Here is a 24,738-nt window from a genome sequence, read left to right on the forward strand (position 1 = left end):
CCGGAGTTCAGGGGCAAGATGAAGAAGGGGCGCGGGTCGATGGGCCGCGCCCCTTCTTCATTCGGCGGCGATGCCGTCGGTGAATTGCAGGCGGGCGAGGCGGGCGTAGAGGCCGCCTTCGGACACCAGCGCGTCGTGGGTGCCAATGGCAGCGATGCGGCCGTTTTCCATCACGACGATGCGGTCGGCCTTTTTCACCGTGGCGAGGCGGTGGGCGACGATGATCGTGGTGCGCCCCTGTGCCAGGGTATCGACGGCGGCCTGCACCGCGCGTTCGCTTTGTGCATCGAGTGCCGAGGTCGCCTCGTCGAGCAGCAGCACCGGCGCGTCGCGCAGGATGGCGCGGGCGATGGCGATGCGCTGTTTCTGCCCGCCTGACAGCATGACGCCGCGCTCGCCGAGGTAGGTGTCGTAACCATCGGGCAGGGCGCTGAGGAAATCATGCGCGGCGGCGGCGCGGGCGGCGGATTCGATGTCGCTGTCGCTTGCGTCGGGGCGACCGAAGCGGATGTTCTCGCGCGCCGTGGCGGCGAAGATCACCGGGTCCTGCGGCACCAGTGCGATGTGCTGGCGAAAGGCGCCGCGGCCCATGTCGGCCAGAGGGATGCCATCGAGCGTGATCTGCCCCGAGGCCGGATCGTAGAAGCGCTGGATCAGCTGCACGATGGTGGTTTTGCCGGCGCCGGAGGGGCCAACGAGGGCGATGGTCTCGCCGGGCTGGATGGTCAGGCTGACGCCGTCCAGCGCCGAGATTTCGGGGCGAGAAGGGTAGGCGAAATGGACATCCGTCAGCTGGATTTCACCGCGCACCGGGTCGGGCAGGGTGCGGGGCGCTGCGGGGTCCTGCACCGGGTCTTCGGTTTGCAACAGCTCGACGAGGCGTTCGGTGGCCCCGGCGGCGCGTTGCAATTCGCCAAAGATTTCCGACAGGGCAGCGACCGCGCCCGCGACCATCACCGAATAGATCACGAATTGCACCAGCGCGCCGGGGCTCATGTCTCCGGCGCGCACGTCCCATGCGCCCATCCACAGCACGCCGACCACGCCGGAGAACACGAGGAAGATCACGATGGCGGTCATCGCTGCGCGCACCCAGATGCGGCGGCGGGCGGCGTCGTAGCTTTTTTCGGTGATCTCGCCGAAGGCATTGCGCGAGATCGTCTCATGGGTGAAGGCCTGCACGGTCTGCACCGCCAGCAGCGCTTCGGCGGCATTGCCAGAGGAGGCGGCGATCCAGTCCTGATTCTCGCGGCTGAGGGTGCGCAGGCGGCGGCCCAGCGTCATGATCGGCACCACCACCACGGGCACGATCAGCAGCACGAGGCCTGTCAGCTTGGCCGAGGTCAGCAGCATCAGCACCAGCCCGCCCGCCATCATCAGGATGTTGCGCAGGGCGATGGACACCGATGAGCCGATCACCGACTGGATCAGCGTCGTGTCGGTGGTGATGCGGCTAAGCACCTCGCCGGTCATCACCTTTTCGTAGAACACCGGCGACAGGCCGATCACCCGGTCGAACACCGCCTTGCGAATGTCGGCCACCACACGTTCGCCCAGCCGGGTCACCAGCGCGTAGCGCAGCGCCGTGCCAGCGGCGAGCAGCGCGGCGATGCCGAGCGCGGCCATGAAGTAGCCGTTGAGCAGCGCGCCGTCGGCATTGAAATTATCGACCACGCGGCGCACCGCGAGTGGCAGCGCCAGCGACACTGCGGCGGTCAGCATCAGCGCCAGCACCGCGGCGATCACCATGCCTCTGTAGGGCAACAGAAAGGGGGCCAGCGCGGACAGCGAACCGAGCTTGCGGGATTTGGCGCGGTCTTCCGCCGGGGCGGTTGCGGGGTTGCCTCTGGCCATGTGTCCTCCTGACGCGGTGCCGCGTTCCATTACCGCATCATTGTGCGAAAGGGGAGTCTTGCCGTGGTCTGTGGGAGGGAATGGAGCGGGCGGCGGGAATCGAACCCGCGTCATCAGCTTGGAAGGCTGAGGTCTTACCATTACACAACGCCCGCTCGGGCTGTTGTGCTGAGGTAAATCAAGCGCGCGCATGGGTCAAGACGTTGTCGTTCAATCCAGCGCCAGAACCTTGTCGCCGGAGCGTCGCTGGTGCGGATTTGGCAGGCCGGTGCCGCTCAGGGCTTTGATCGGGTGCGGCGGGGCGCTAGGCTGCGCGGCATGGAGTTGCTGATCGTCACTCACAGCCGCACCGGGGGCAGCCGCCAGATGGCCGAGGCCGCCGCCGAAGGCGCGCGTGAGGAGCTGCCGGTGCGGCTGCTGGATGCCTGCGAAGCCGGGCCGGAGGATCTGTTGCAGGCGCAGGGCTATCTGTTCTGCGGGCCCGAGAATCTTGCCGCGCTGTCGGGCGCGCTCAAGGAATTCTGTGATCGCTGCTATTACCCGGTTCTGGGCCGGATCGAGGGGCGGGCCTATGCGCATATGGTCTGCGCCGGATCGGATGGCGAGGGCGCGGCGCGCCAGCTGGCGCGGATCGCCAAGGGCTGGCGGCTGCGGGAGGCGCAACCGGCGCTGATCGTCAACACGCAGGCGCAGACCCCAGAGCAGATCCTTGCACCCAAGCAGATCGGCTCGACCGATCTGGGCCGATGCCGCGAACTGGGCCAAGCGCTGGCGGCCGGTCTGGCGATGGGGATCTTCTAGCGGCGCGCCGGAACGAGCTGTTGCACGATGCCCACGGCGATCAGGTAGAGCGAGGTTGCCACCAACCCCCAATGCGCCCAGCTGCCGGGGAGAAAGTCGAACCATGCCGCCCAGCCTGCGCAGAGCGTCCACACGATGGCCACGGGCAGCGAAACGCAGCGCCAGCGTTCGGTGCGCACCGGGTGGATGAATTTCAGCGGCAGGAACATCGCCACGGACAGCACGGCCACCAGCCCAAGGATCACCCAGAAGCTTGGTTGCAGCGCGAACAACACCAGAATCAGCATGTTCCAGCAGCCGGGAAAGCCGTGAAAGCTGTTATCATCGGTCTTCATCCGCGTGTCGGCGAAATATAGCGCCGAGGCGAAGGTGATGATGATGATCGCAATCCAGCCGGTCCAACCCGGCAGCAGCCCCGATTCGAACAGCGCAAAGGCCGGGATGAACACATAGGTCAGATAGTCGATGATCAGGTCGAGCAGCACGCCGTCGAATCTTGGCGCATTGGCCTTGACGTCGTATTTGCGCGCCAGCGGGCCGTCGAGCCCGTCGACGAAGAAGGCGACCACCAGCCACAGGAACATCACCGACCAGCTTTCCTGCGCGGCGGCAAGCAGCGCGAGCATGGCAAAAACGGCACCGGTGGCGGTGAACAGATGAACGGCAAGAGCACGGGATACGGGAGACATACGCCAGTGATGCCGCATCGGGGCGGCTATCGCAAATGCTCAAACGGCGCGCCCCGGCGTCGCGCCGGGACTGTGCGATTTGTGTCAGGCGGTCAGCCGGTTTCCCGATACGCCAGTGATGGTTGCGGTGACGATGCTGCCTTCGGTCTGGGGGGTGGTGAAATCGACCTCGGTGAACTGTTCGGTGCGGCCCATGTCTGGCGATTCCATCAAAATGCGGTGCTCTGCGCCCTGCTGCGCGGCAAGGTGGCGCAGCACGGCGGCGTCTCCGGCGGCGCGCAGGCGGGCGGCACGGTCCTTGATGACCTTGCCATCGACGCGCGACGGGATCTTGGCCGCCGGGGTGCCGGGGCGGGCGGAATAGGGAAAGACATGCAGCCATGTCAGGTGGCAGTCTTCGACCAGCTTCAGCGAGTTTTCGAAATGCGCTTCGGTCTCGGTCGGGAAGCCCGCGATGATGTCGGCGCCAAAGGTGATTCCGGGGCGCAGCTTGCGCGCCTCTTCGGCAAAGGCGATGGCATCGTCGCGCAGGTGGCGGCGCTTCATCCGCTTGAGGATCAGGTCGTCACCATGCTGAAGGCTCAGGTGCAGATGCGGCATCAGGCGCGGTTCGGTGGCGATGGCGAGCATCAGGTTGTCATCGGCCTCGATGCTATCGATGCTGCTGATGCGCAGGCGCGGCACGTCGGTCAGCCGCAACAGCCGCATCACCAGATCGCCAAGCCGCGGCGTGCCGGGCAGGTCGGCGCCCCATGAGGTCAGGTCGACGCCGGTCAGCACCACCTCGTTGAAGCCTTTCTGCACCAGCCGCTTGACCTGATCGACCACGACGCCGGCGGGAACGCTGCGCGAATTGCCCCGGCCATAGGGGATAATGCAGAAGGTGCAGCGGTGATCGCAGCCATTTTGCACCTGCACATAGGCGCGGCTACGGGTGCCGAACCCATCGATCAGATGCCCGGCAGTTTCCGTCACCGACATGATGTCGTTGACCTGCACCTTTTCGGTGTCGCCGATAAAGCCGTTCGACAGCCCCGCCCACGTGTCGGGCGACATCTTTTCGGTGTTGCCGATCACCGCGTCGACCTCGTCCATCGCGGCAAAGCTGTCGGGGTCGATCTGCGCGGCGCAGCCGGTGACGATAACGCGGGCCTCGGGGTTTTCGCGGCGCAGGCGGCGAATCTCCTGACGCGCCTTGCGCACCGCTTCGGCGGTGACGGCGCAGGTGTTGATGACCACCGCATCGCCGACGCCGGCCTCATCCGCGAGGCGCTTCATCGCCTCGGTCTCATAGGCGTTGAGCCGACAGCCCAGCGTGGTGAAGATCGGCGCGCTCATGATACGCTCTCCAGCCAGTGGCGCGTAAAACTGCCGTCGAACACATGCGCGGTGGCGCCGGTCATCCAGACGCCATCGGCGCACCAGTCGATGATCAGCGTTCCGCCATCCAGCTCGATGGTGACCTTGCGGCCGGTCAGCCCGCGCCGCGCCGCTGCAACCGCCGTGGCGCAGGACGAGGAGCCAGAGGCCAGCGTCAGCCCCACGCCGCGCTCCCACACCCGCATCCGCAGGTGATCGGGCCCGATGAGGCTTGCGACCTGCACGTTGGTGCGCTGCGGATACAGCGGATGATTCTCATGAGGCGGGCCAAAGGCGGCAAGATCGACCGCCTCGGCATCGTCGACGAAAAAGGTGCAATGCGGATTGCCCATGCCGGTTGCAGTGGGCGCGCCGTCGATGGGCAGCTCCAGCGTTTCCATTTCGCGGGCGAGGGGGATCTCGTGCCAGTCCAGCTGCGGCTGGCCCATATTGACCGAGGTCAGGCCGTTGCCCGCATCCTGCGCCAGTAGCGTGCCACGCTCGGTGGTCAGCCGCAGCGCGGTCTTGCCGGTTTCGTCCATCAGAAAGCGCGCGATGCAGCGGGTGGCGTTGCCACAGGCTCCGGCGGTCGAACCATCGGCGTTGTAAAAGGTCAGCGCTGCGTCCTCGCCCGACTCGATCACGGCAAGCTGGTCGAACCCGATGCCGCGATGGCGGTCGGCGATGGCGCGGGCAAGATCGGGTGTGACCGTCACGCTATGGTCACGCGCATCGAGTACGACGAAATCGTTCCCGAGCCCGTGCATCTTCATGAAGGGCAGTCTGTTGGCGAAGCTGTTCATGGGCGCGGATATACGCCTCATGGGTGCGCCTTTCCAGAGCTCGTGAAAATAGCTTGGGAAAATTCGAAAAAAGGCATTGACCCCACCCGCCACAATTTCTAGAAGCCCCCCACACAGACAGTGGGCCGTTAGCTCAGTTGGTAGAGCAACTGACTTTTAATCAGTAGGTCGATGGTTCGAACCCATCACGGCTCACCACTGTGTCCTTAGGGTGAGCAACCCTTTGGACGTTAAGCGAAACGGGCGATCCTTTGTGGGTCGCCCGTTTGCGTTTTCAATGGGTTGTCCGCAGGCGCCGATAGGATATCCTCCGCGCCGGGACAGGAGACAGCATCATGACCGATCATCTGCGCTGGGGCATTCTTGGGGCCGCGAAATTTGCGCGCGAGCATATGGGGCCGGCGATCCACGCCGCCCGTGGCGGCACGCTGAGCGCCATCGCCACAAGCAGCCCGGACAAGGCCGCGCCCTTTGCCGAGATCGCCCCGGGCATCGCGGTGTTCGACAGCTACGAATCGCTCCTGGAGTCGCCGGACATCGACGCGGTGTACATCCCGCTGCCCAATGCGCTGCATGTCGAATGGTCGGAAAAGGCGGCGCAGGCGGGCAAGCACGTGCTGTGCGAAAAGCCGGTGGCGATGGATGTGGCCGGGGTCGACCGGCTGATCGCCGCGCGCGAGCGCAGCGGTAAGCTGATCGCCGAGGCATGGATGATCGCGCATCATCCGCAATACGCCAAGGCGCGCGCCCTGCTGGACGAGGGCGCCATCGGCCCGTTGGTGCGCATCGATTCGACCCACAGCTTCTTCAACGACGACCTAGCGAACATCCGCAACCGGCCCGACGCCGGTGGCGGCGCGCTTGGCGACATCGGCGTCTATGCCTTTGGCTCGGTCCGTCTGCTGACGGGGCAGGAGCCGCAAGTGATCCTCGCCGCCGAGATCGAGATGCAGAACGGCGTCGATGTGTCTGCGCATGTGATGGCGCGGTTCGCGGGGTTTCTTTATACCGGGCGGGTGTCGATGCGCGCCGCCCCGTGGCAGGAAATGGTGATCCATGGTGAAACCGGCGTGATCCGAATGCCGGTGCCCTACAATGCGCAGGTCTTTGGCGAGGCCCGCGTCGAGTTGCACCGTTCCGGCGGCCCTGTGGAAACCTGGCGGTTCCCTCGCGAGAATCACTATGTTCTGCAGGTCGAAGCCTTCAACCGCGCCGTGCGCGACGGTGCCGACTGGCCCGTACCGCTGGAACAAAGCCGGGGCACCCGTGCGTTGCTGGATGCCATTCTCGCGGCGGCGGGCTGACATCCGCTCGCATCCCCATGGGAAAGCTAGTGCTTTCCTTTTATTCTGCGAGAGCTTAGTCTTTGCCAACAATGTTTCACGGCCAGGGAGGGTGACGTGGCAGACGACCTCAAACCGCTGCTGATAAAGCGCTATGCCAGCCGCCGTCTCTACAATACCGAGACGAGCGATTACGTGACGCTCGAAGACATCGCCGGGTTCATCCGCGATGGTCGGGACGTTCAGATCGTCGATCTGAAATCGGGCGATGACCTGACCCGGCAATATTTGTTGCAAATCGTTGCCGAACACGAATCACGCGGGGAATCGGTTTTGCCGATCAACGTGTTGACCGATCTGGTGCGCAGCTACACCACGACGGCCACCTCGGCGGTGCCGCAGTTTCTGGCTGCCAGCTTCGAGATGTTCCGCGACAGCCAGTCCAAATGGGCGGAAACCGTCTCCTCGAACCCGATGATGCCCAAGATCCCCGGTTTCGAGGCGATGCAGGCGCAGCAGGAGGCGTTTCTCAAGGCGATGACCGGGGGCATGGGAAACCAGTGGTCCGGGCCGGAAGCCGAAACCGAGGACGCCGAAGACCTCGAGACGGTCAAGAAACAGCTCGCCGAGTTGCAGGCGAAGCTCGCGAAGATCCAGAAATAATCTGCTCGCAGGGCAGGCAGGGGGCGGCCTTTGGCCGCCCCTTTTGCGTGTCAGGTGCCGTAGGCGCGGGTCTCGGACATGACCTGTTCGGCGGCGGTCACGAGGATATCGGCCACGGCGGCGCAATCTTCCAGCGTCAGGCGGGCGGGCAGGCGGGTGTCGCAGGCCGCTTCCAGCATGGCGCGGGTGCGCGGCAGCTCGGGCATCTCGGGTAGGAACTGCCAGTTCCAGAAGGCGCGGGCGTTGTCGCTCGACAGGCCGAACACCTGCACCTTGACCCCGAGCGCGGCGGCGACATCGGCAAAGGCGCGCATCTCGTCGCGAGTCATGCTCCGCAGGTTGAATTGCAGGGAATCCGGCGCGCGTTCTTCTTGGGGTAGCTTGTCCGGGACATAAATCCATGGTGAGCGATTGATCCGCTCGGCGACGAAATCATGGTTGCGCCGCCCGTCGAGGATGCGGCGCTCTACATGCGCCAGTTGCGGGCGGATCACCGCCGCCGACAGGTTCGACATGCGCAGATTGTACAGCGGCAGCTTGTTCTGCCAGCGTGCAAAGGCCTCGGCCAGCGCACCGGTATTGTCGCCATGGGCCACGTGTTTCTTCCAAGTGTGCTCGTAAGCGCCGGACAGGATCACCGCCTGCGCCACGATATCCGCATCATCGGTGATCAGGATGCCGCCTTCGCCCGCGTTCACCAGCTTGTAGCTCTGAAAGCTGAAGCAGCCGATGCGCCCGATGGTGCCGACCTTGCGCCCGCCCCAGACGGTGCCCAGCGAATGCGCCGCGTCCTCGATCACCGGAATGTCGCGCGCGTCGCACAGCGCCATGATCGCGTCCATGTCAGAGGTGTGCCCGCGCATATGGCTGATGATCACCGCCTGCACGCTGTCCAGTTTGGCTTCGAAATCGCCAAGGTCGATGCGGTAATTCTCGCCGACCTCACAGAGCACCGGGATGCAATCGGCATGAACGATGGCCGAGGGCACGGCGGCAAAGGTGAAACCGGGGATCATCACCCGCGCATCGCGCGGCAGGCCAAGCGCCTTGAGCGACAGGAATAGCGCTGCAGAACAGCTCGACACCGCCAGCGCGTAGCGGCTGCCCATCATCGCGGCGAACTCACGCTCCAGCAGCGCGACGGGGGCGTCCTCGGGGGCAGTGTAGCGGAACAAATCGCCTGACTGCAGAAGGCGGTCGATCTCGGCGCGCGCCTCGGCAGGGATCGGCTCGGCGTCATGCATGTTTGGCAGGCTGCTCATATTTCAAGTTCCCGAATGTCTGTTTCGGGAAAGCTTAAACACGAGTTTCATGACAACCAAGTTAAAACCGGCCGGGGATCGGCCGGTCAGGGCGCCAGACGCTGCAAATCTGTGTCAGATGCCAAGCCGGTCGCGCAGCGCGAACCATGTCATCGCAAGCTTCAACAAAGGCGTGCGCATCGACGGTCCGCCGGGGAAGGGCGGGGTCGGCAGCGCGGCCATGGCATCGAACCCGGCGCTGCTACCCTTGACCACCTCGGCCAAAAGCCGCCCGGCATGAACCGCGGTGCCAACACCATGCCCGGAATATCCCGCCGCCGCGAGCACGTTGGGGCGCAACCTCTCCAGCAGCGGCAGGCGCTTCATGGTGATGCCCAGCGTGCCGCCCCAGGCGTAGTCCAGCCGCACATCCCTGAGCGAAGGAAAGATCTCCAGCATCGGAGCGCGCACCTTGGCGCGGATGTCCTGCGGGAATCGGTAGGAGTAATTCTCGCCGCCGCCAAACAGCAGCCGCCCGTCCGGCGACAGGCGGAAGTAATTTACCACATGCCGCGAATCGGCCACGGCCACGTCGCGGGTCAACACCTCGGCCACGCGCGCACCCAGCGGCTCGGTCGCCACGATGAAATTGTTGATCGGCATCACCCGCCGCGCCACCTTCGGCTGCAACGATCCAAGATAGCCGTTGCCAGCATAAACCACATGCCCGGCCCGCACGCTTCCTTGGGCGCTATGCACCACACATTCGGCCCCCTCATCGACCGAACTCACATGCGAGCGTTCAAACACCCGCGCCCCCGCGCCAATCGCCGCCTGCGCCAGCCCCTGCGCCAGCCGCAGCGGGTGCAGATGCGCCGCCCCCATGTCCAACACGCCGCCGCAGTAATCCGGCGACGGGCAGAGCGCGCGAAACGCCTCTGCGTCCATCACCTCCATGTCGTAGTCATAGTGCGTCGCCATATGCTCGGCGTATTCATGCAGATGCGCCACATCGCCGGGGCGCGAGCCACACCACGCCACGCCATCGCGCAGCTGACAGTCGATGCCGTGCTTTGCCACCAGCGCGCGCACCAGATCCTTGGCCTCTTCGCCAAGATCCCAGTACTTGCGCGCATCCGCAGCCCCGATCAGCCCCTCCAGCGACAATTGATCGACCCGCTGCCCGCTTCCAAGCTGCCCGCCATTGCGCCCCGAGGCGCCAAAGCCCATGCGATGCGCCTCCAGCACCACCACGTCCAGCCCGGCCTGCGCCATGTGCAGCGCCGCAGAGAGTCCGGTAAATCCGGCCCCCACGATGCAGACATCCGCCCGCACCTCGCCCTGCAAGGGCGGATGCTCCTGCGCATCCAGCGCCGTCGCCGCGTACCAGCTTTCCGGATAGTGACCCTGCCGGTCATTCGAGAACAACAGATCCATCAGGCCCGCCCTTCATCTTGCCAAATAAACTCCGGGGGGTGAGGCGCGCAGGCGCCGAGGGGGGCTGGCCCCCCTGCCTCCCCCGCCACAGGCTCGGAGGTTGAGTAGCAGATGCTCACCTACACGTTGAGCAGCAGATGCTCACGTTCCCACGGCGAGATCACCGACAGGAATTCCTCGTATTCCGCCCGTTTCACGATGGCGTAGACCCGCGCGAATTCCGGCCCCATCACCTCGTGCAGCGCTGTCGCCTCATCCCACAGATCCAGCGCAGAGCCGAGCACCCGCGGGATGTCGCCTTCGCCCTCATAGGCGTCGCCGCGGAACTGCTTGGACGGGCGGACCTCTTCCATCATGCCAAGATAGCCGCAGGCCAGCGACGCCGCGATCCCCAGATAGGGGTTGCAATCCATTCCTGCCAGCCGGTTCTCGACCCGGCGCGCGTCAGGGCCCGACAGCGGGATGCGGATGCCGGTGGTGCGGTTGTCGCGCCCCCATTCAAGGTTGATCGGCGCCGCATGGCCCGGCACGTAGCGCCGATAGGAATTCACATAGGGCGCCATCACCGCCACGGCGGCGGGCATGTATTTCTGCAAGCCCCCGATGAAGTTGAAAAACGCATCGGTTTCGCCGCCCGCAGGGCCGGTAAAGATGTTCCGCCCGGTTTCCATATCCATCACCGAATGGTGAATGTGCATGGCCGATCCCGGCTCGTTGGCGATTGGCTTGGCCATGAAGGTGGCAAAGCAGTCATGGCGCAGCGCCGCCTCGCGGATCAGCCGCTTGAAATAGAACACCTCGTCCGCCAGCTTGACCGGATCGCCATGCCGCAGGTTGATTTCAAGCTGCCCCGCGCCGCCTTCCTGGGTGATGCCGTCGATCTCGAAGCCCTGCGCCTCGGCGAAATCGTAGATATCGTCGATCACCGGGCCGAATTCGTCGACGGCGGTCATCGAATAGGCCTGACGCGCGGCGGCGGGCCGCCCCGAGCGGCCCATCATCGGCTGGATGTCCTTAGCCGGATCGAGGTTGCGCGCCACGATGAAGAATTCCATCTCCGGCGCCACGATCGGCTGCCAGCCCTGTTCCTCGTACAGTTTGCACACCCGCTTGAGCACGTTGCGCGGCGCAAACGGGATGGCATTGCCCTTGCGGTCATAGGCGTCATGAATGACCTGAAGCGTCCAGTCCGCCGTCCATGGTGCGGCGGTGGCCGTGCTCATGTCGGGCTTCAGGATCATGTCCCGTTCGATGAACCCCTCTGCGCTGGCGGCCTCGCCCCATTCGCCGGTGATGGTCTGGTAAAAGATCGAATCCGGCAGATGGAAATAGTCCTGGCGTTGAAACTTCGACGCCGGCACTGCTTTGCCGCGCGCGATGCCCGGCAGATCCGAAATGATGCATTCCACCTCGTCAAGCCGGCGGCCTTCCAGGTAGGCGGCGGCGGCATCGGGCAGGTTCGAGGTCGGGTGAGTCATGCGAGCCTCTTTTCCTTGAAGAAGGTGGCGAATTGCGCGCCGATTTCAGCGCTGTCGAGCGGCATGTCCAGCTTGGCTGTCGCCTCGTCGACCAGCGCGGGCGGCACCACGCCGGGGGCACGGTGCACGATCAGCGCCTGCGCGAAATCGCGGCGGAATTCCGGGTGCGGCTGCACCGTATAGGCATGGCCGGGGTAGTGGATCGCGGCATAGGGGCAAATCTCGGACGAGGCGACCACCTCGGCCCCCTCGGGCAGGGTGACGACCTGATCCTGATGCCACGCGTTTACCAGCCGCAGCCTGTCGCCATAGCGGTACAGCGTCGGGCCGACGACCCAACCTTGCTCGGATTTCTCGACCTTGCCTCCCAGCGCCTGCGCGATGATCTGATGGCCAAAGCAGACCCCGATCAGCGGCTTGCCGCTGGCATAGATGGCGCGGATCAGCTCTTCGAGCGGCGCCATCCACGGGTGATCTTCGTAGGCGCCATGGCGCGAGCCGGTGATCAGCCAGCCGTCGGCGTCATCGGGACCGGCGGGGAAGTTGCCGTTCACCACCTTCCAGGTTTCGAAGTCGAACCCGTGTCCGGCCAACAGCGCCCGGAATTGCGCGTCGTAATCGCCAACCTCTTCGAGGATGACGTCCGGCACGAGGCCGGGCTGAAGGATGCCGATTTTCATGCAAGTACCAATGTTCGTGATGGGCCGACCCTAGACCCGCGCGCGTGGCGCGGGAAGGGGGGTCAGACGGTATCGAGATAGATTTCCACCTGCTCTGCGGGCGACAGCTCGGCCATGTAGTGCAGCTCTTGCCGCTTGGTCGCGAGGAAATAGCGGATCAGTCCGGGCGGCAGGATGCGCGGCATGATGGTGCTGGCCTCAAACGCATCCATCGCGTCAGCCCATGTGGCGGGAATAAGCGGCATCTCCTGCGCATAGGCATTGCCGGTGATCGGGGCGGGCGGCTCTGCCTGATCCTCGATCCCGATCAGAGCCGCGCCCAGAAGGGTCGCCAGCAGCAGATACGGGTTTACATCGCCCCCCGCCACGCGGTGTTCGATGCGGCGTGCCTTGGCGCTGCCGCCGGGAATGCGGATCGCCGAGGTGCGGTTTTCGTAGGCCCATGAAATGCCGCAGGGGGCATGATTTTCCGGCACCAGCCGCTCGTAGCTGTTCTTGTGCGGGGCAAAGATCAGCGTGCTGTCATGCATGGCATTGAGCAGGCCGCCCACGGCATGGCGCAGCGTATCGGTGCCCTTGGGGCCGCCATCGTCGAAGATGTTGTTGCCGTCTTCGTCCATCACCGAGAAATGCACATGCATGCCAGAGCCGGGATAATCTTCATAAGGCTTGGCCATGAAGCTGGCGGCAAAGCCATGACGCCGGGCCAGACCGCGCACCAGCATCTTGAACAGCCACGCATCGTCGGCGGCGTGCAGCGCGTCGGCCTGATGCATCAGGTTGATTTCGAACTGGCCAAGCCCGGCCTCGGAAATCGCCTGATCGGCGGGAATGTCCATGTCTTCGCAGGCGTCGTAGAGATCGGTAAAGAAGGTGTCGAAGGCATCGAGCGCCCGGATCGACATCACCTCCGCCGCCTTGCGCCGCTTGTTCGACCGGGGCGACAGTGGCACCTGCAACGACTTGCCGCTGTCGTCGATCAGAAAGAACTCCAGCTCGATCGCAACCATCGGCGTCAGCCCGCGCGCCTTGTAGCGCTTGAGCACCTGCGCCAGCGCATGGCGCGGATCGCCCTCGAACGGGCGGCCGTCTTCAAGATACATCCAGATCGGCAGCAGGGCGGTGGGCGCCTCGAGCCATGGCATCGGCACAAAGCCGCGCTCGGTCGGGCGCAGTACGCCGTCGCGGTCGCCGGTTTCGAACACCAGCGGGCTGTCGTCGATGTCCTCGCCCCAGATGTCGAGGTTCATCACCGACAGCGGAAACCGGGTGCCTTCTTCGACCACCTTGTCGGCAAAGCGGGTGGGCACGCGCTTGCCGCGCATCTGCCCGTTGAGGTCCGAGGCCCCGACGCGGATCGTACGGACCTGCGGGTTCTTGCGCAGCCAGCTTTTGGGATCGTTCATGGGTCACCAGTGAGGAATATGATCAAATTCCACGGTAGCGGAGGCCGGGCTCTGTGGCAAGCGGCGGCTCACCGTCCGGTGGCGCATTTGCCGCAATGGGCAATGCGCAGGCATCTCAGCGGATCAGATTCGGCCGGTAGCGGATTTTTTGCCGGCGCGCCTGCGGCAAGTGCCGGTTGAGACGCTGGTTGATCGCCCCGAACACCGCGATGACGATCAGCGTCAACAGGATGAAATAGCCCGCAAGGATCGGGTAGGCCACAAACGGGTTGAAGGTTTTGTCGGCGAAATAGCTGGCATAATACAGCGCGTCGCCGCGTTGCTGCCATGCCGGAAAGCCGCTGAAGAACACCAGCGTGGTGGCGTGAAACAGAAAGATCGCCTCGTTGGTATAGGCAGGCCATGCCAGCCGCAGCATGGTTGGCCAGACGATGCGCCGAAACCGCGACCAGCCGGTAAAGCCATAGGCATCCGCGGCCTCGATATCGCCCTTGGGAACCGACAGCAACGCGCCATAAAAGATCTCGCCCGAATAGGCGGCGGTGTTGAAGAACAGCACGATCAGCGCCCCCAGCCATGCCGAGGACAGCGGGTCGAACAGCGGCGAGACCGATTTCAGCGACAGGAACAGGAAGTAAGCAAAGAAAAACTGGATGAACAGCGGCGAGCCGCGAAAGACAAAGATGAACCATTCCGCCGCCTTGCGCAGCGGCGTCACCCGCGATGCCTTGCCAACCGCCAGCGCGGTCGCCAGAAAGAAGCCGAAAAGCAACGCCAGAACGCCGAAATAGACGTTCCAGATCATCCCCGATCCGATCAGCACCACCTGCTTGCACAGGGTGAAATCATCGCGCGGCAACAGCCGCTCGCCAATGCCCAGCGAGCGCAGCCCGTAATCGGCCACCACATCCCAGCAGCTCATGCCTCACCCCCTGTGCCCGGCAGGCCCTTCTTCTGGCCATAAATATCCCGGGGTGTGGGGCAGCGCCCCACTGCGACCTTGGCCAGAGGCATCACGCCGCCTTCCTTTGCGCTTCGCCGCCCAAGGTCGCCTGACCATGGGTGAGCCGCCTCATCAGCCGCGCCAGCACGATCTCCGACACCCGCGTGAAGCACAGGTAGAACACCAGCAGCGCCGCGAAATACCACACGCGCCAATCGCCATGCGGATAATCGGTGAAGCGTGCCGTCTTCGATCCGCCCAGTTCGCGCGCCCAGTAGACGATGTCCTCGACCCCGAGCAGGAACAGCAGCGGGGTGGCCTTGATCAGCACCATCCACAGGTTCGACAGGCCGGGCAGCGCATAAACCCACATTTGCGGGATCAGAATGCGCCAGAAGGTCTGGCGGTGCGACATGCCATAGGCTTCGGCGGTTTCAAGCTGGGCATGGGGCACCGCCTTCATCGCGCCGTACAGCACATTGGCGGCGAAGGCGCCAAAGACGATGGCAAAGGTCAGCACTGCCAGCGAAAAGCCATAGATCTCGTGCCAGATCTGCGGCGACGAACTCAGCGGCAGCTTGGCCGCCGGGCAGACCACGAAATCATTGCCCTGACGGATGGCATCGGGCCAGTCGGGGCATTTCACCTGATGGCGTAGCCATTCAAACCCCTGATCCAGCGCGATCACAAAGAACAGGAAGAACGCGATGTCCGGAACCCCGCGCACCACCGCGATATAGCCTTGGCCCAGCCAGCGCAGCGGCGCAATTCGCGCGCGCGCGCCCATTGCCCCCAGAAACCCCATTCCCAACGCCACCGGCGCGGTGATCGCGAGCAGCAGCAGCACGGTCCCGAAAGAGCCGTAAAACGCCATGTGCTTGCCGGTTGTCAGATAACAGGCAAGCCAGCTGAGGCCCGTCAGGGCGGAAGGATCGGCGCAGGCGGTGAAGATGGCGGGCTCTCCGGTCAGGGATGCCCCGGCTGTTGCGCCGGGGCAAAATGCATCAGAACTTGGGGCTGTCGGCGCCCAGATATTCGACGATCATGGCGTTGAGCGTGCCGTCATCCTTCATGCTTTGGATCGCCGCGTCGAATGTCTCGCGCAGTTCCGGGTCGGACTGGCGGAAGGCCATGCCGATGCCGCCGCCCAGCGGCACGTCATCGCCGACAAACATCACCTCGCCGCCGGATTCCTCGACCACCGGGATCAGGTAATCCTTGTCGGACAGCACCACATCGGCCTCGCCGGCCATCATCGCCGCGACGGTCTCGTCGGGGGTGGGGTATTCGACAAGGGTCGCGCCTTCCATCGTCGCCACATGGGCCGACTGGATGGTGCCGGTCTGCGCCGCGATCACCGCAGTTTCCAGATCGATCCCGTCCATCATCGCCGCAAAGGCCGAGGGCGACGGCGGGGTGTAGTTCTGGGTGAAGGCGACGACCTCTTCACGCTCAGGCGTGATCGACATGCCTGCGATGATGGCGTCATAGTTGCCCGACACGAGGTTCGGAATGATCGAATCCCAGTCGTTGGTGACCCATTCGCAGGTCAGCTCGGCGCGCTTGCACAGCTCGTCGCCCAGAACGCGTTCAAAGCCATCGACCTCGCCCGCATCGTTGATGAAGTTGTACGGAGGATAGGCGCCCTCGGTGCCCAGCCGCACCACGTCCTGCGCCAGCGCCGCGCCAGCGCTCAGTGCCAGAACGGCGGTGCCGAAAAAGATCTTGTTCATCTTGTTCATCCCTTGGTTGGTATCGCCCACGGCTTACGCGTGGGTCGTGGATTTCAAAAAGCCTTGCAGGCGTTCCGATTTGGGCGCGCCGAACAACGTTTGCGGCGGGCCTTCTTCCTCGATCAGGCCTTGATGCAGGAACACCACGTGATCGCTCACGTCTGCGGCCATCTTCATGTCATGGGTGACGATCAGCATGGTGCGGCCTTCTTCGGCCAGTGCCTTGATGACCTTGATGACCTCCTGCTCCAGCTCGGGGTCGAGCGCCGAGGTCGGCTCGTCGAACAGCAGCGCCTGCGGCTCCATGCACAGTGCGCGCGCGATGGCGGCACGCTGCTGCTGCCCGCCCGACAACTGCGCGGGAAAGGCATCGCATTTGTCACCGATGCCGACCTTGTCGAGATAGGCGCGCGCGGCTGTCTCGACCTCGGCGCGCGGGCGGCGCAGCACCGTCACCGGCGCTTCCATCACGTTCTGAAGGATGGTCATATGGGCCCACAGGTTGAACTGCTGGAACACCATCGACAGGTTGGTGCGGATGCGCAGAACCTGCTTGGGATCGGCGGGGCGGCGGGCGTGGTCTTCGCCCTGCCATGCCACCGGCTCGCCATTGAACAGGATCTCGCCGCGCTGGCTGTCCTCTAGTAGGTTGCAACAGCGCAGAAGCGTCGATTTGCCCGACCCCGAAGAGCCGATCAGCGACACCACGTCGCCGCGATGGGCGGTGACATGCACGCCCTTGAGCACTTCGAGGCTGCCATAGGCCTTGTGGAGATTTCGGATCTCGATGACGGGGGTGGCGTTTGGCAAGCCATACCTCTGGGTCTTGATTGGTTGGTCAACGCAAACATGGGCGTAAAGCCGCGCCCAATGCAATGTGCAAAACAGCACCAAACGCAGGGTTTTCGCCGCGTCATGCGGCAGGCGCCCATGCGCGGAGCGCTTATGCCTCGCCCGATACCCGCTTGCGCGCCATCGCCGAGTCCACGTCGCTGATGCCCAGCAGGTTCGACACAAGGCGCAGAAGCGCGTCTTCTTCGGCCTCGCGCACGCCATCGGCCAGCACCACCTGCCACAGCGCCTCGATCACGCCGATGCGGTGCTGATAATCCACCGCATCCTTGATCGCGCGGGTAAAGCGCACCGTGTCCGGGGCCTCGGCCTCGAGCGCCTCTGCCTCGCCGCGCAGCTTGCTCGCCTCGAACGGCGACAGGCCGTAGCGCTGCGCCACGATGCGGTCGATGCGGGCGCTTTCGGCGGCATCGTAGGTTTCGTCGGCCCGGGCGACGCGCACCAGAAGGGCCGTCAGCGCAAGCCGCGCGTCGGTGTCGGGAAGGCGGGTCGGGCCCGGCTCGGTGAGCCTGCGGAGGAAATCTGCGAACATGCCCCTGCATATAGCGTGGGGTTGCCCGGCGGGAAAGCGCCTCTCGCGCGGGCGTGAGGTTATAGCGTGTTCAGCAGCCTCTGGCGGTCGGCTTCGAGGGCATCGTCGCCAAGGCCGAGATGTTCCTCGATCAATGCCACCAGCGCGGATTCGTGGGTGCCGGTGACGCCGTCGGCATGAACGACTTTCCACAGCGCTTCGGCGGCGGCACGGCGCTGCGCCAGCGGCACGGCGCCGCGGATGTGCTCGGCCATGGTTTCGATGTCCGGGCCGTGCAACGCGAGCTTTTCGCATGTGGCGCGCATCCGCGCGGCCCTGACCGGGTCTAGCCCGCAGGCCTCGGCAAGGATGCGGTCGATCTGTTCGATTTCCTCGAACAGATAGGCATGATCCGCCATCGCGACCTTGACCAGCAACGCCCCCAGCGCATGGCTGTAATCGAGTGCCGGCAACGGTGTGCCGGGCGCCTCTCCAAGGTGCAGCATCGCTTTCAGTCGCTCGAACATGGCTTTGGTCCTCTGGCCGGGGACGGGATCTTGCTGTGCCAGATCCTAACACGTTAGCGGGTGCGGTGGCAGGAAATTCAACCTTAGCTGGCGCGGCGTGATGCCGCGCTGTCATGGTCTTCGATGCCAAGAACGGCCTCGATCAGCGTCGCGATGCGCGGATCGCCCGGGCCGCAATACCCCCCGGCCACCAGTGCTTCGCTCAGGCGGCGGGCCATGGCGCGGCGGTCGGTATGGCAGATCGCCTTGTGCAACAGCCCGGCGAAATCGCAGCCCGGCGGCGCGACGGCTTCAACCCGATCACAGGCTTCCAGCATCTCGGCAGCCTCGCGCGCGGTCAGGTCGTAACAATGGGCAAGAATCGCGGCCAGCGTGCCGGGGCGTGCGAAAAGCGCGGCATGATCGGTTTGCGCCGCGCGCAACAGCAGCGCGCCAAGCGCCAATGGCGCATCGCTCGGGTCAAATGGGGTGGCATTCGGAGCCGCCAACCAGAACCTCAGATTGCGGCCCAAGTTGCTCGTTCCCCGAGGGATTGTGCGTGAAGATGTCCGGGCATGTCAGTCCTTTCCAGTTTACGCGGATACAATCTGGGGCGCGTGGCCAGTTGCGGCAATGGGCAAAATCGTGTCAGCGCACCGCGGCGCTGCCAAACCAGTGCTGCCCCGACGCAGTTGTGCAGAAACCCGCTGCCGGATGGCAGGGGGGCTCTGACAAGGCAACCGGGGCTGGAGCGCTGGTCATCACGGTAGAATACACAGGATGGAGTGATCTGCTCAGCGTTTTTTGGCCGATGCAAACAGCCGGTCGATGCGGCGGGCCTCATCAGCCAGTCCCCAAGGCGGGTTGATCACGAACATGCCCGATCCGATCATCCGGTGGCCGTCGCGGATGGGTGGGAAATGCACCTCGTGGCGCAGGGCGCCGGGGTGGGCATCGGTCAGGGCGCGCAGCATCGGCTGATGCAGCCCCGACGTCAGCACCGGGTACCACAGCGCCAGCACCCCGACATTCCATTTGCGTGCCACCTGCGCCAGAAAGCGCGGAATGCGGTCGTAGTCGTTCTTGACCTCGTAGGACGGGTCGATCAGCATCAGGCCCCGCCGCGGCTCGGGGGGGCACAGGCTTTGTGCCAGCTCGAACCCGTCGGTGCGGTGGATGGCAACGCCCGGCCCGCTCAGCGCCCGTTCCAGCGCGGCGTGTTCCTGCGGGTGCAGTTCGGCCAGATGCAGACGGTCGATGTCCCGCAGCAAGGTGCGGGCGATCAACGGCGAGCCGGGGTAGGCGTCTGGCCCTTGCGCGTCGCGGATCTGGTGCAGGGCCAGCGTATAGGGGTGATCCCTCGGCAGATCGCCTGACAAGGCGCCGATGCCCTTTTCGGCCTCGCCGGTGCGCAGCGCCTCGGCGGCGGACAGATCGTACAGCCCGCGCCCGGCATGGGTTTCGATGTAGCTGATCGGCTTGGGTTTGCGCATCAGGTAATCGAGCATGTAGCCAAGCATCGCGTGTTTCTGCACATCCGCGAGGTTTCCGGCATGGTAAAGGTGCTGATAGGATAGCATGGCGGCTCCCAGAGGTGTTTGCCGTGGTTCTAGAGCATCGGAGTGCCGGTTGCGACCGTTGCTGGCGGACTGCCCGAGATTCCTTGCCGATGGCGTGACGGGCGGGTGTGAGACCCGGAGCGGCGGGGCTTTGGTGGCAAGGGTGATCAGGTTGCGCAGGCCCGCGGATTTATTGCCAGCCGGCACCCCGAAGATGGCGATACATGGAGGCGCGAGCGACTTTGCATTGCGCGCCAATTGCATGGGCCTGAGACGCAGGCCGATCCGCCCGTTTTCAAAGGCCGATGGGGCCGGTGCCGCAGGCGAGCCAAGCGCCGGGTCGAGGCGTTGCGATGCGAGGGGCCAGCCCCTCGCGCTCCCCGGAGTTTAGGGGCAAGATGAAGGGCGGGCGCGGCGCTGTCAGGCCGGGGCCGGGATGTGCTGGATGGCGGTGAAGCCTTCGAATTTCGGTGTACCTTCGTGCAATTTTCGGGTGCCTCCTGCGCGGGCATGGGCGGCGCGAAAGCTGTCGGAGCGGGTCCAGCTGCGGAAGGCGTGTTCGGATTCCCAGACGGTGTGCGAGGCGTAGAGGATCTGGCCGTTTTCCTCGGGCCCTTTGAGCATGTGAAAGGCGACGAAGCCGGGGTTTTCGTGCAGTCGGCTGTCGCGCGACAGCCAGAGCGCCTCGAAGGCGGTGGCGTTTTCGGACGTGAGTGTGAAGCGGTTCATTGCGAGGTACATTCAGGGGCCTTTCCGGAGGGTGGCGCGGCGAGGATGTGCCAGCCGGACATCATCGCGATACGCTCGGCGAACATCGCCGTCAGTGTACGATCGTGCATCATGGCGATCACCCCGTCGCCAGCCTCGGCAAACTCGCGGGCGATCTGCATCACGTGCAGCTGGTGGGCAATGTCGAGCGCCGAGACCGGCGCGTCAAGGAAGAGTTGCGGCGGTCGTCTTTGCCCGCAGGCGCTGATCTGCGCCGGAATGCGGGCGAGCTGAGTGCGGCGTTGAAATCGACGTCGACATGGCCGTTCCCTCAGCCCACGTTGAACGCCGTGCAGACCACGACGCTGACGATGAAGAACATCGCGCGCTTTATCGTCGGCGCAATGTCGAAGGTCGGCAGCGTGTGGGCGCCAACAACGCGCCGGGCGGCAGGGACACCGACCTTGCGCTGTTTCTACGAGGTGACCCTTGGCGGTTGACCTATGATTTCGGCAGCCGGGGTGTACGGCAATTCTTGCCGATCATCGGCGATGTGGTCACGACAGTTCGCTGCATGGGCATGTCGAAAAACTCCGAAACATGGTTCGTCGGCGTGTCTCACGTCCCGTCCGGCCTGTTGACGCGGACGACACCGGTTTTGTGCCGCTGAACGATTCCAATGCCCGCCGGTGGCATGTGACCAGCGCCAGCGGGTTCGATCATGTTCGCAGTGACAGGGGCCCGCTTGAAGCATCCGATGGGCTGGCAAGCGGGGTCTATGTTGATCTGGCTGGCTCGACCGGGTTGGGCAGGCAAAGCGCCGGAGATGGCAACGCAGATGACTGGCGCAACTTGCCGGGGCGGCGCATCGGGCTGAGCCATGACCCTGAATTGGGCAGGGCACTGGATCTGAGCTGGGAAACTGCGCCACGCCCGCGATGCGGGGATCCCGCCTTTGCCTTAACGCGGATCACGCGGTGCACAGCCGACGCGCGAGCTATTCCCCGCAGCAGGGCTCGCTGGGTGGCCCCGGGATGCGCCTTGGCACCATTTGATGCCGATGACACGGCGCATCTGGTGCCGGGCAAGGCGGCTGGGCGGAGCTTTGGCGCGACGCTGCCGAAACTGCGCTAAGGCGACAGGCCTCTCGGAGCGAACCGGGGGGCGATTTTTGCTGGGCTTTAACGCGCCTTGATCTCGATTGAAAAGCTGCGCCGCGCGCCCGAGGGCGGGGCGGGGAAGGGGGCGGCGCGTTGCACCACCCGCAGCGCCGCCTGATCCAGCGCCGCCGACCCGGAACTGCGCGCCACCGACAGCCCGGCAAGCCCGCCGTTGCCGCCAATGTTGAAGGCAATAACCGCACTGCCGCGCGTGTTGAGACGGGGCCGCGCCACGCGGCTCAGCTTGCGCATCACCTCGCCGGGATAGTTGCTCGCGGCGGCATTGCCGGCCGCGTCCGATTTGCCGCCTTGGCCGCTGGAGGCGGCGCGCCCATTGTCGCTGCCCGTCGCCTGCCCGGCGCGGGCGCTGCGTTCGGCATTGCCTTGGGGCGCTTGCTGGCGCTTTGGCGCGGGCTCCGCGCGGGGCTTTTTCGTCGGCTCGGCGGCTTCAGCCTTGCGCGTCGGCTCGGCAGCTTCGGTCTTGGGCGGCGGCGTCAGCGTGTCCGGGCGCACGGCAGGGCGGCGCGATACCGCAACGGCCTCGTCCGAGGGCGTGTCTTCGGCGGCCAAAGGCGTGGGCTGATCCGGCGGTTCGGCCTTGGCCGGCTCCGCGGTTTCTGGTGGCAAGGCGGCGATCACGTCGGGCTCCGCTGAGGGCGTCAGGGGCTCTGGCGTCAAAGGCTCTGGGGAGGGCGCAACGGCGGTCTCTGCCGCGCGCTGTGGCGCGGGCTCCGGCGCGATGGCTTGCTCGGGTTCTGTGGGCTGCGTTGGGGTGGCCTCGGGCGTCAGCACCTCTTCGGTCGGTTCAGACGTCAACGTGCCGCGCGACATGTCGGCAAAGCTCGATCCAAGCGCCGCCTCGCCGCCAGAGGCGCCTTCGATCTTCACCGGCGGCTCGGTCTGCATCAGCGCCAGGGCCAATGCGCCATGCGCCCCGCAGGCCAGCAGGGCCGCCGCCAGCTTTGCGGCGCGGGATGTTCGTACAGCGTTCATTCCAGCCCTCGTTCGGTCACCACGATGACCTTTTCTGCCCCGCCCCGGCGCAGGGCGCGGGCCAGCGCCACCAGTTCCTCTGCGGGAAGATCGCGGTCGGGCACGATGCGCACCTCGGACGGGGGGGTATCGAGCGCCGCCAGAAACGCCTCGGGGCTGGCAATCGCCGTGCCGCGCAGCGACAGCGCTCCGTCCGGCGTCACGACCAGCGCATCCGACGGCGCGGCGGCACTATCGAGATCGGCGGTGCGCACCAGCGCCAGCGATTCGCCCAGCGGCTGTGCCACCTGACCGGCCACCAGAAAGAAGATCAGCATCAGGAAGACGATGTTGATCAGCGCGATGGTCGGCTCTGACTTCGATCTGGGGCGACGGGTTCTGATCATCAGGCGCCTCCGAGAATTGTCGGTGCAAAGCCGGGCACGCGGCGCAGCACCACCAGCAGGTCGGTCAGACGCTGGGCGCTGACCCCCGGTTGCAACGACACCAGCAGCAGGCGGTTTTCCTCGGGCTCGCCCGCCTCGGGGCTGAGCGCCTCGGGCAGAGCGTCGAGCGTCAGCTCTGCGGCGTTGAGCGTCACGCTGTCTGGCCCCAGCCGCAGGAACAACGGGCGGGCATCGCCTGTGCCGACTCCGGCACCGGCGGCCATCAGCTCGACCTCGGAGAATTTGGAAAAGGTCGAGCTGAGCATGAAGAACAGCAGCAGCAGGAAGATCACGTCGATGAGCGAGGTCATCGACAGCCGGTTCCTGCGCCGTGCCTTACGCATGGACGCGCAGCCCTTGCGGCTTTGGCGCAGCCTCGCGCCCGGCGGCAGGGGATTCGATGGTGCGCAGCGCCTGACCGGCCAGCACCCGCTCGGCGTCGATGCGTGTTTCAAGCCAGCTGAGCAGAACCTGCGTCGGCATGGCGACGGCAAGGCCCACCGCAGTCGTCAGCAACGCCACCCAGATGCCGCCCGCCAGCAGCGACGGATCGACCTGACTGCCGGCTTCCTGCAGGGCCTGAAACGCGGTGATCATGCCCAGAACCGTGCCGAACAGGCCGACGAGCGGCGACAGTTGCGCCACCCCGTCGAGAAAGCGAAAGCCCCGTTCCAGCGCGGCAAAACGGGTTTCGGCCTCGGCATCAAGCCGGGCGCTGTCGACATCGCCCGCCATCGCCATCGCGATCACCGGGCGCAAATAGCTGCGCGAGCGTTCCAGCGCGCGGGCGGATTCGGCGCGCTCGCCGCGATCCCATGCCGCCACCGCATCGCGCAGCGCCCGGTGGCGGCCAACGCCTGCGGCGCGGAATTGCCAGAGCTTGTAAAGCACCACCGCCAGGGTCAGCATCGATACCGCCGCAAGAAACAGCACCACCGGCCCGCCAAGGTCGTAAAGACGCTGGATTGCGTCCGTCAGCATATCAAGCGCGTTCATCCCATCATCTCCACACCGGTGCGGCTGGTCAGGGTCAGCGCGCTTGTGCAGGCATCGGCGCCCGCATCCGCCTCGCAGGTGGCGGCGCCGTTGATCAGCACCTGACCCAGCGCATCGCATTGCAGCCCCGGCACCACGAATTGCCGCAGACGCGGCTTGTTCGTCGGCAGCGCGCCGAAATCGAACAGCGTCAGCTGGTTGACCTGCCCGGTGCTGTCGAACAGCACCGTCTCGTAAATCGCCGAAGCAATGTCGGCCCCGCTGCCGTTGCGCGCCAGAAAGCTCAGCTTGCAGCCGCGCTCGGTCTGTTCCTGGGCATTAAGCTCGATCGATAGCCCGCCGGGGGCATCGCCGTCGGCCGCGACCGGGGCGGTAAGGCAAAGCGTGACAATGGCGCAGGACAGCGCGAAAACGGCATGGGGACGGATGACGCGAGGCACCGGCAGCTCCCTAGAAAACAGATCAACAGGACGTGCTTGCACCCGTCTGGATGCTGGCGTGAAGGTCACGATCCGTGACACCACGTTTGGCCCTGACTTGCAATACCTTATTAACTTTATCAACAATACCTCGGTGCTTCTGAAACGCGAAAGGGCCGCCCGAAGGCGACCCTTTTTCACGTCTTCCGAAGAAGATATTGGAGCGGGCGAGGCGATTC

The 24,738-nt window shown here is 65.1% G+C and carries 27 protein-coding genes and 2 tRNA genes; 5 read left to right on the forward strand and 24 right to left on the reverse strand.

The genetic code is table 11. The annotated features are described in order from the left end of the window. Positions 1-57: 57 nt before the first annotated feature. A complete protein-coding gene (locus tag KO516_RS13245; RefSeq protein ID WP_216004262.1) occupies positions 58-1,854 on the reverse strand; it encodes an ABC transporter transmembrane domain-containing protein in 1,797 nt (598 codons plus the stop codon). Positions 1,855-1,935: 81 nt separating this feature from the next. Then, a tRNA-Gly gene (locus KO516_RS13250) sits at positions 1,936-2,009 on the reverse strand. A gap of 163 nt (positions 2,010-2,172) precedes the next feature. On the opposite strand from KO516_RS13250, the gene KO516_RS13255 reads away from it, so the two are divergent. Then, positions 2,173-2,655 carry a flavodoxin family protein gene (locus KO516_RS13255; RefSeq protein ID WP_216004320.1) on the forward strand — a complete coding sequence of 161 codons (483 nt, stop codon included), beginning with the start codon at positions 2,173-2,175 and terminating at the stop codon, positions 2,653-2,655. Here KO516_RS13255 and KO516_RS13260 read toward each other — a convergent pair. From KO516_RS13260 to dapF, 3 genes are all read right to left on the reverse strand, one after another. Next, complete coding sequence (locus KO516_RS13260; protein ID WP_216004263.1) at positions 2,652-3,344, reverse strand: phosphatidylcholine/phosphatidylserine synthase; 693 nt, start codon at positions 3,342-3,344, stop codon at positions 2,652-2,654. The genes KO516_RS13255 and KO516_RS13260 overlap by 4 nt on opposite strands. A gap of 84 nt (positions 3,345-3,428) precedes the next feature. Next, positions 3,429-4,682 carry a tRNA (N(6)-L-threonylcarbamoyladenosine(37)-C(2))-methylthiotransferase MtaB gene (mtaB, locus tag KO516_RS13265; RefSeq protein ID WP_216004264.1) on the reverse strand — a complete coding sequence of 418 codons (1,254 nt, stop codon included), beginning with the start codon at positions 4,680-4,682 and terminating at the stop codon, positions 3,429-3,431. Next, entirely contained in the window at positions 4,679-5,527 is an 849-nt protein-coding gene (dapF, locus tag KO516_RS13270; RefSeq protein WP_252737586.1) for a diaminopimelate epimerase, read from the reverse strand. The genes mtaB and dapF overlap by 4 nt, the downstream gene beginning before the upstream one ends. Positions 5,528-5,628: 101 nt before the next feature. Here dapF and KO516_RS13275 point away from each other — a divergent pair. From KO516_RS13275 to phaR, 3 genes are all read left to right on the forward strand, one after another. Continuing rightward, positions 5,629-5,704 (forward strand) — tRNA-Lys (locus tag KO516_RS13275). 137 nt (positions 5,705-5,841) lie between these two features. Further along, on the forward strand, positions 5,842-6,810 hold the full coding sequence (locus tag KO516_RS13280) for a Gfo/Idh/MocA family protein (RefSeq protein WP_216004265.1): 969 nt from the start codon (positions 5,842-5,844) through the stop codon (positions 6,808-6,810). 96 nt (positions 6,811-6,906) lie between these two features. Next, positions 6,907-7,452, forward strand: coding sequence for a polyhydroxyalkanoate synthesis repressor PhaR (gene phaR / locus KO516_RS13285; RefSeq protein ID WP_216004266.1), 546 nt, complete (start codon positions 6,907-6,909; stop codon positions 7,450-7,452). A 50-nt stretch (positions 7,453-7,502) separates the two neighbouring features. Here the strand turns inward: phaR and KO516_RS13290 are convergent, their stop codons facing one another. The 14 genes from KO516_RS13290 to KO516_RS13355 all read right to left on the reverse strand — a co-directional run bounded on the left by KO516_RS13290 (position 7,503) and on the right by KO516_RS13355 (position 20,539). Further along, complete coding sequence (locus KO516_RS13290; protein WP_216004267.1) at positions 7,503-8,714, reverse strand: DegT/DnrJ/EryC1/StrS aminotransferase family protein; 1,212 nt, start codon at positions 8,712-8,714, stop codon at positions 7,503-7,505. Between the two features lie 114 nt (positions 8,715-8,828). After that, on the reverse strand, positions 8,829-10,130 hold the full coding sequence (locus KO516_RS13295; RefSeq protein ID WP_216004268.1) for an FAD-binding oxidoreductase: 1,302 nt from the start codon (positions 10,128-10,130) through the stop codon (positions 8,829-8,831). A gap of 119 nt (positions 10,131-10,249) precedes the next feature. Next, positions 10,250-11,608, reverse strand: coding sequence for a glutamine synthetase family protein (locus KO516_RS13300; RefSeq protein WP_216004269.1), 1,359 nt, complete (start codon positions 11,606-11,608; stop codon positions 10,250-10,252). Then, complete coding sequence (locus KO516_RS13305; RefSeq protein ID WP_216004270.1) at positions 11,605-12,288, reverse strand: type 1 glutamine amidotransferase; 684 nt, start codon at positions 12,286-12,288, stop codon at positions 11,605-11,607. The genes KO516_RS13300 and KO516_RS13305 overlap by 4 nt, the downstream gene beginning before the upstream one ends. Positions 12,289-12,350: 62 nt before the next feature. Then, the gene (locus KO516_RS13310; RefSeq protein WP_216004271.1) at positions 12,351-13,694 is read right to left on the reverse strand and encodes a glutamine synthetase family protein; all 1,344 of its coding nucleotides are present in this window, start codon (positions 13,692-13,694) and stop codon (positions 12,351-12,353) included. Positions 13,695-13,809: 115 nt separating this feature from the next. Continuing rightward, on the reverse strand, positions 13,810-14,616 hold the full coding sequence (locus KO516_RS13315) for an ABC transporter permease (RefSeq protein ID WP_216004272.1): 807 nt from the start codon (positions 14,614-14,616) through the stop codon (positions 13,810-13,812). A gap of 91 nt (positions 14,617-14,707) precedes the next feature. Continuing rightward, on the reverse strand, positions 14,708-15,589 hold the full coding sequence (locus KO516_RS13320; RefSeq protein ID WP_216004322.1) for an ABC transporter permease subunit: 882 nt from the start codon (positions 15,587-15,589) through the stop codon (positions 14,708-14,710). A 52-nt stretch (positions 15,590-15,641) separates the two neighbouring features. After that, positions 15,642-16,370: a transporter substrate-binding domain-containing protein gene (locus tag KO516_RS13325; RefSeq protein WP_216004273.1), complete on the reverse strand. Its 729-nt coding sequence runs from the start codon at positions 16,368-16,370 to the stop codon at positions 15,642-15,644. A 33-nt stretch (positions 16,371-16,403) separates the two neighbouring features. Next, positions 16,404-17,180, reverse strand: coding sequence for an ABC transporter ATP-binding protein (locus KO516_RS13330; RefSeq protein WP_216004274.1), 777 nt, complete (start codon positions 17,178-17,180; stop codon positions 16,404-16,406). A gap of 133 nt (positions 17,181-17,313) precedes the next feature. After that, the gene (locus KO516_RS13335) at positions 17,314-17,754 is read right to left on the reverse strand and encodes a TerB family tellurite resistance protein (protein ID WP_216004275.1); all 441 of its coding nucleotides are present in this window, start codon (positions 17,752-17,754) and stop codon (positions 17,314-17,316) included. A 59-nt stretch (positions 17,755-17,813) separates the two neighbouring features. Next, complete coding sequence (locus KO516_RS13340; RefSeq protein WP_216004276.1) at positions 17,814-18,260, reverse strand: TerB family tellurite resistance protein; 447 nt, start codon at positions 18,258-18,260, stop codon at positions 17,814-17,816. An 83-nt stretch (positions 18,261-18,343) separates the two neighbouring features. Continuing rightward, positions 18,344-18,772 carry a hypothetical protein gene (locus tag KO516_RS13345; RefSeq protein WP_216004277.1) on the reverse strand — a complete coding sequence of 143 codons (429 nt, stop codon included), beginning with the start codon at positions 18,770-18,772 and terminating at the stop codon, positions 18,344-18,346. A gap of 261 nt (positions 18,773-19,033) precedes the next feature. Next, positions 19,034-19,819, reverse strand: coding sequence for a 23S rRNA (adenine(2030)-N(6))-methyltransferase RlmJ (locus KO516_RS13350; protein ID WP_216004278.1), 786 nt, complete (start codon positions 19,817-19,819; stop codon positions 19,034-19,036). Positions 19,820-20,218: 399 nt separating this feature from the next. Further along, positions 20,219-20,539, reverse strand: coding sequence for an antibiotic biosynthesis monooxygenase (locus KO516_RS13355; protein WP_216004279.1), 321 nt, complete (start codon positions 20,537-20,539; stop codon positions 20,219-20,221). Between the two features lie 35 nt (positions 20,540-20,574). On the opposite strand from KO516_RS13355, the gene KO516_RS13360 reads away from it, so the two are divergent. After that, complete coding sequence (locus tag KO516_RS13360) at positions 20,575-21,006, forward strand: hypothetical protein (protein WP_216004280.1); 432 nt, start codon at positions 20,575-20,577, stop codon at positions 21,004-21,006. 681 nt (positions 21,007-21,687) lie between these two features. Here KO516_RS13360 and KO516_RS13365 read toward each other — a convergent pair. The 5 genes from KO516_RS13365 to KO516_RS13385 are packed head-to-tail and all read right to left on the reverse strand — an operon-like array spanning position 21,688 to position 24,520. Continuing rightward, a complete protein-coding gene (locus tag KO516_RS13365; protein ID WP_216004281.1) occupies positions 21,688-22,659 on the reverse strand; it encodes an energy transducer TonB in 972 nt (323 codons plus the stop codon). Beyond that, positions 22,656-23,045 (reverse strand): biopolymer transporter ExbD, encoded by a 390-nt coding sequence (locus KO516_RS13370; RefSeq protein WP_216004282.1) that lies wholly within the window; start codon positions 23,043-23,045, stop codon positions 22,656-22,658. Before KO516_RS13370 ends, KO516_RS13365 begins: the two co-directional genes overlap by 4 nt. After that, positions 23,045-23,428 carry a biopolymer transporter ExbD gene (locus KO516_RS13375; RefSeq protein WP_216004283.1) on the reverse strand — a complete coding sequence of 128 codons (384 nt, stop codon included), beginning with the start codon at positions 23,426-23,428 and terminating at the stop codon, positions 23,045-23,047. Before KO516_RS13375 ends, KO516_RS13370 begins: the two co-directional genes overlap by 1 nt. After that, positions 23,421-24,080 carry a MotA/TolQ/ExbB proton channel family protein gene (locus KO516_RS13380; RefSeq protein ID WP_216004284.1) on the reverse strand — a complete coding sequence of 220 codons (660 nt, stop codon included), beginning with the start codon at positions 24,078-24,080 and terminating at the stop codon, positions 23,421-23,423. Before KO516_RS13380 ends, KO516_RS13375 begins: the two co-directional genes overlap by 8 nt. Continuing rightward, positions 24,077-24,520 (reverse strand): hypothetical protein, encoded by a 444-nt coding sequence (locus tag KO516_RS13385; protein WP_216004285.1) that lies wholly within the window; start codon positions 24,518-24,520, stop codon positions 24,077-24,079. The genes KO516_RS13380 and KO516_RS13385 overlap by 4 nt, the downstream gene beginning before the upstream one ends. Positions 24,521-24,738: the final 218 nt, after the last annotated feature.

The organism is Citreicella sp. C3M06 (assembly GCF_018860705.1).
Classification (GTDB): domain Bacteria; phylum Pseudomonadota; class Alphaproteobacteria; order Rhodobacterales; family Rhodobacteraceae; genus Salipiger.